The organism is Microcystis sp. M53603_WE2, from assembly GCF_030065435.1.
Genome location: NZ_JASJFF010000191.1, coordinates 1 through 4,123, shown reverse-complemented (window position 1 = coordinate 4,123; position 4,123 = coordinate 1). Strand labels below are relative to the sequence as shown.

Sequence of the window (4,123 nt, the reverse complement as noted above, 5' to 3'; positions counted from 1 at the left end):
GCGATCGCTGATTTTTCCTCGTACATCATCCGCAACCAGCTTAATTCGCCGCCGTAGATGACATTATAAACAAAGCCGAGGGACCAAGCGACTCCCAGAGAGGCTAACCAGGGGAAAGGGTTAAAGGATTTAGTATTCATCAGAATTCAAAGTAAATAAAGTCACCGGTATTAGTGGAAGCTAGGAGAATAGTTAAACCTAGCAATATTTTAGACAGCCAAGGTGATAACAATAGTTCATATTCAAACTTTTTCTGAGCAATAGCCAAATGTTCGAGGATTAAAACAATGATACCAAGAACTAAAGCAACGCTTAAAACTGCTCCTTGATTGAGAGTATAGGAACTAAAAATTTCCCCGATATTAGCTAAGGAATAATTGAAAGGATTGGCAATAACCAGCATTTTGCCGATTAATCTTCTGGTGTTAATCTCCATGAAAAAGAGACAACCAAAAATGACCGCCAATTGCGTTAAAGCCCAGGAGACAATTTGCGGCTGAGAAACGTATTTTCCGACGAAAGCATAGAAAGGTCGGCCCAGATAACGCAGTAATAATAATAATGCCCCGTGATAGGCACCCCAAAAGATAAAATTCCAAGCTGCACCGTGCCAGAAACCTGAAAGAGTAAAGGTAATGAATAGATAAAAAGGCGCCCAATTTTTATTGGAACCCATCAGGGGTAAAAACACATAATCCCGAAACCAGGTGCTAAGGGTAATATGCCAACGTCGCCAAAATTCGTTAATACTTTGGGATGTATAGGGGGCTAAAAAGTTTAATTCTAATCTAACCCCGACAAAATAGGCTAAACCAACAGCAATAAAGCTATAACCACCGAAGTCAAAATAGATTCTCAGGGTGAATAAAAAGGCCTCAAACCAGATATACCAAGCATTATCGATCATCTTATCTAATTCGATGTAGGGCGCAATGTTATCGGCGAGGACAAATTTCATAAATAAACCGAGGGAAAGCCAACGCAAACCCTTCTCGAAGTTTTCTCCTGTAAATTTGAGGCGAAATCCCTCCATTTGTGGTAATAAATCCCGGCGACGCTCGATCGGACCTGCGACAATTTGGGGGAAAAAGGAGATAAAATTGACATAATCGAGGACGGCTAGGGGTTTCTTTTTCTTTTCCCGTAGGGAGTCCACCACGAAAGCCACCATCTGGAAGGTATAGAAGGATACCCCCGGTGGTATTTGGCTAGGCACGGGAATTGGGGAAAGTTCCTTCCAGTTAGGGGGGAGAGAAACGAATAATCCGATGATTTCCTCGACAAAAAAGCCGAAATACTTGAAGTAGGCGAGGACGAGAATATCGATGACGATAACGATAGTGGCTAGGAGATTCGCTTTCCAGCCGCTCATTTTCAGCACTAGCCAGACCATAATGTAGTTAAAGGCTAGGGAGACGATGAAAACGAGGAAACTGGTGCGACTGGCGTAATAAAACAGGATTAGGGACAGCGCCGCCAATCCGACTCCATCAAAAACACCTCGCCAGAGATTGAAGGACTTCGCCAGGTAGCGCGCCGTTAGGAAAGGAACGCTAAAAAGGATTAATATCCACCAAAATATAAAATCAGAGTAATTCAAGGCGTGTTAACTCCTGATGGTCTGTGTTACCTTGTTTGAGATGGGTTTCCTGACTTCTGATGCTCAGAGACGAGGGATTTTCTTGACAAGCCTATCAAACTTTGTCAGACTTGTCCATAAAATTACCTTCATCCATCCTAAAAAATCGAGGCTAGACAAGCAATGCTTTATCAAAAACTGTTAGATGCACATAAACGCTATCGACAATTTAAGACTTATCCCCATATTGCCGATCAATATTGGTCTAGTCAGTTGGCAGAGCATAATATTAATCCTAATTATGTGGAATATGATGCTAAATCTGGTCAACTTTTTTACAAACCCTTAGGGATCAGTTTAAGCAAAAATAAGCAGGATTTCCTCTTGGGTAGCAAAGTTTTTAACAAAGCTAACGCACTAAAAGCTCTGGCCGATTGTAAATTTTATATCGATGGGCAACAGGAATTAATTATCGATATCGATGGAGTTAAGTTAATTATCGAGACGGGACAGGATTTAGATATCGCCCATGAAATTTTCCTTTTAGGTGTATATAATTTCCTCTATGACAAGCCCTGTGTAGCGATCGATATTGGTATGAATACGGGTTTTGCTAGTCTCTTTTTTGCCAATCGAGCTAATGTGAAAGCTGTCTATAGTTACGAACCTTTTAAGGCTACCTACGACCAAGCTTTAAGAAATTTTGCCCTCAATCCTAATCTAGCGGAGAAGATTAAAGCTTTTGATTATGGAGTCGGCGCTCGGGATGAAATTATTCAAGTCGAATACGATTACACCGTGAAAGGTAGTGTTGGTATTTCTGGTATTGACAACCAATTAAAACCTTTTGCCTCGAAACAAACAGCTACAGCCGATTTAATTCTTAAACCTTTCACCGATGTGTTTAAAGGTATTACCTCTGATTATCCCGACATCGATATAGTTGCCAAGATTGATTGTGAAGGTTCCGAATACGAAATCCTCGATTCTTTAGCGGCAACTGGTCAATTGGGACAGATTAAAATTATCATGATGGAATGGCATAAAAAGGGTCCAGATGCTTTAGTTAAGCATCTGCAAGAATTCGGTTTTATCATCTTTTCCAGGATGCCTCGCAGTAAAAATGTGGGTACTTTGTACGCAATTAAACCCTAAAGTACAGAAGTGAGGTGATGGGGAGATAGGGAAATGGGGAAATGGGGAAATTTTAACTAATACCCCAAAACCCCAATACCTTCTAACTGATAACTGATAACTGCTTTACTGTGCTTGACAATAGGTATTAAAAGCTTCGCCAGTTTCTTTTTCTAATTGGCCGGCTTTTCTTACCTTTTCCTGTGCTAATTTTGCCCCGTTTTTATTGCGAGTTTCGATAACTTGAATTATTTCACGAGTGGCAGTGGCATAATCTTCGTAAACTTGAGCGAAGGCGATTTTATATTTCTCTAGTTCGGTATCCTTCACTTCTAATTTTTTCATATTTTCTGCGGCCTGTTCGATTTTATCGGCGGCTAATAGCCAACTTTTTTGGTCAATTTCTATCCCTTGAGCGTTGGTTAAGGATTTGGTTTCTTGGGCCACTTCGTTGGCAATCCGATAGATTTTTTGACATTGAAACTGTTTACTATCAGCACAACTTGCTAAAAAAGTCAAGCCTATAAATATTAAGATTATTTTGTTATTCATAGCATTGTATTCGAGAGAATTCTGGAGAAGCTTATAGCGGTAAACTATCAGCCTCTAAGTAGGGAGGCACAATTATTTGTAGGATGGGTTAGGGGTAGCGTAACATAATCGGGCGTTGGGTTTCATGCTTCAACCCAACCTACGTTCTATCGGCACCCCCCTTATCAAGGGGGGCAGGGGGGATCAAAGACAAAATCTATCTTCAATTTAATTGAAACCACTTACTTAGAACTGTTCAATCTTATAAGATTAAAGTTTAGCACTCGATCGCTGTTAAGCGTGTCTTTTTTGATGCCAATTCCAGGCGTGTTCAACTATTACCTTGAGATCGGCATATTGGGGATGCCAACCGAGAACCTGTTTAGCTTTATCACTACTGCCGATTAAAATGGGGGCATCGCCGGCCCTTCTGGGACTTTCGATGACGGGAATATCTAAACCAGTTACCGCTCGCGCTGTTTCAATCACTTCACGCACGGAAAAACCGTTACCATTGCCCAAATTAAACACATTACTTTCGCCCCCATTTAAGAGATATTCTAAGCCTAAAACGTGAGCCTGTGCTAAATCATTAACATGGATATAATCGCGAACAGCAGTACCATCGGGAGTATCATAATCCGTGCCGAAAATTGACAGGGAATCCCGTTTTTTCAGGGCAGTTAATAAAGCCAGGGGAATTAAATGGGTTTCCGGTTGGTGATCTTCCCCTAATAAACCACTGGGATCGGCTCCTGAAGCATTAAAATAACGGAAAGCAACCGATTTAAAACCATATGCTGGATCAAAATCCCTAAGAATTTGTTCCACCATTTCCTTACTGGCAGCGTAGGGACTAAGGGGATGATGGGGATGACT

At 41.1% G+C, this 4,123-nt stretch carries 4 protein-coding genes; 1 reads left to right on the top strand and 3 read right to left on the bottom strand.

Annotated features, from left to right (window positions below; genetic code table 11):
* Window positions 1-139: 139 nt before the first annotated feature.
* The gene (locus PX481_RS04020; RefSeq protein ID WP_002758640.1) at window positions 140-1,600 is read right to left on the bottom strand and encodes an MBOAT family O-acyltransferase; all 1,461 of its coding nucleotides are present in this window, start codon (window positions 1,598-1,600) and stop codon (window positions 140-142) included.
* Between the two features lie 162 nt (window positions 1,601-1,762).
* Between PX481_RS04020 and PX481_RS04015 the strand changes: the two genes are divergently transcribed.
* Window positions 1,763-2,734, top strand: coding sequence for an FkbM family methyltransferase (locus PX481_RS04015; protein ID WP_288026133.1), 972 nt, complete (start codon window positions 1,763-1,765; stop codon window positions 2,732-2,734).
* A gap of 105 nt (window positions 2,735-2,839) precedes the next feature.
* On the opposite strand, the gene PX481_RS04010 is transcribed toward PX481_RS04015, so the two are convergent.
* The gene (locus PX481_RS04010) at window positions 2,840-3,265 is read right to left on the bottom strand and encodes a hypothetical protein (RefSeq protein ID WP_002758644.1); all 426 of its coding nucleotides are present in this window, start codon (window positions 3,263-3,265) and stop codon (window positions 2,840-2,842) included.
* A 273-nt stretch (window positions 3,266-3,538) separates the two neighbouring features.
* Window positions 3,539-4,123 (bottom strand): UDP-glucose 4-epimerase GalE (gene galE / locus PX481_RS04005; RefSeq protein ID WP_288093742.1); only part of this gene is annotated, 585 nt, incomplete at its 5' end.

What these genes read in the sequence shown, in the direction of transcription:
- PX481_RS04010 (WP_002758644.1), bottom strand. Translation starts at nt 3,265, where the DNA reads ATGAATAACAAAATAATCTTAATATTTATAGGCTTGACTTTTTTAGCA.
- PX481_RS04015 (WP_288026133.1), top strand. Translation starts at nt 1,763, where the DNA reads ATGCTTTATCAAAAACTGTTAGATGCACATAAACGCTATCGACAATTT.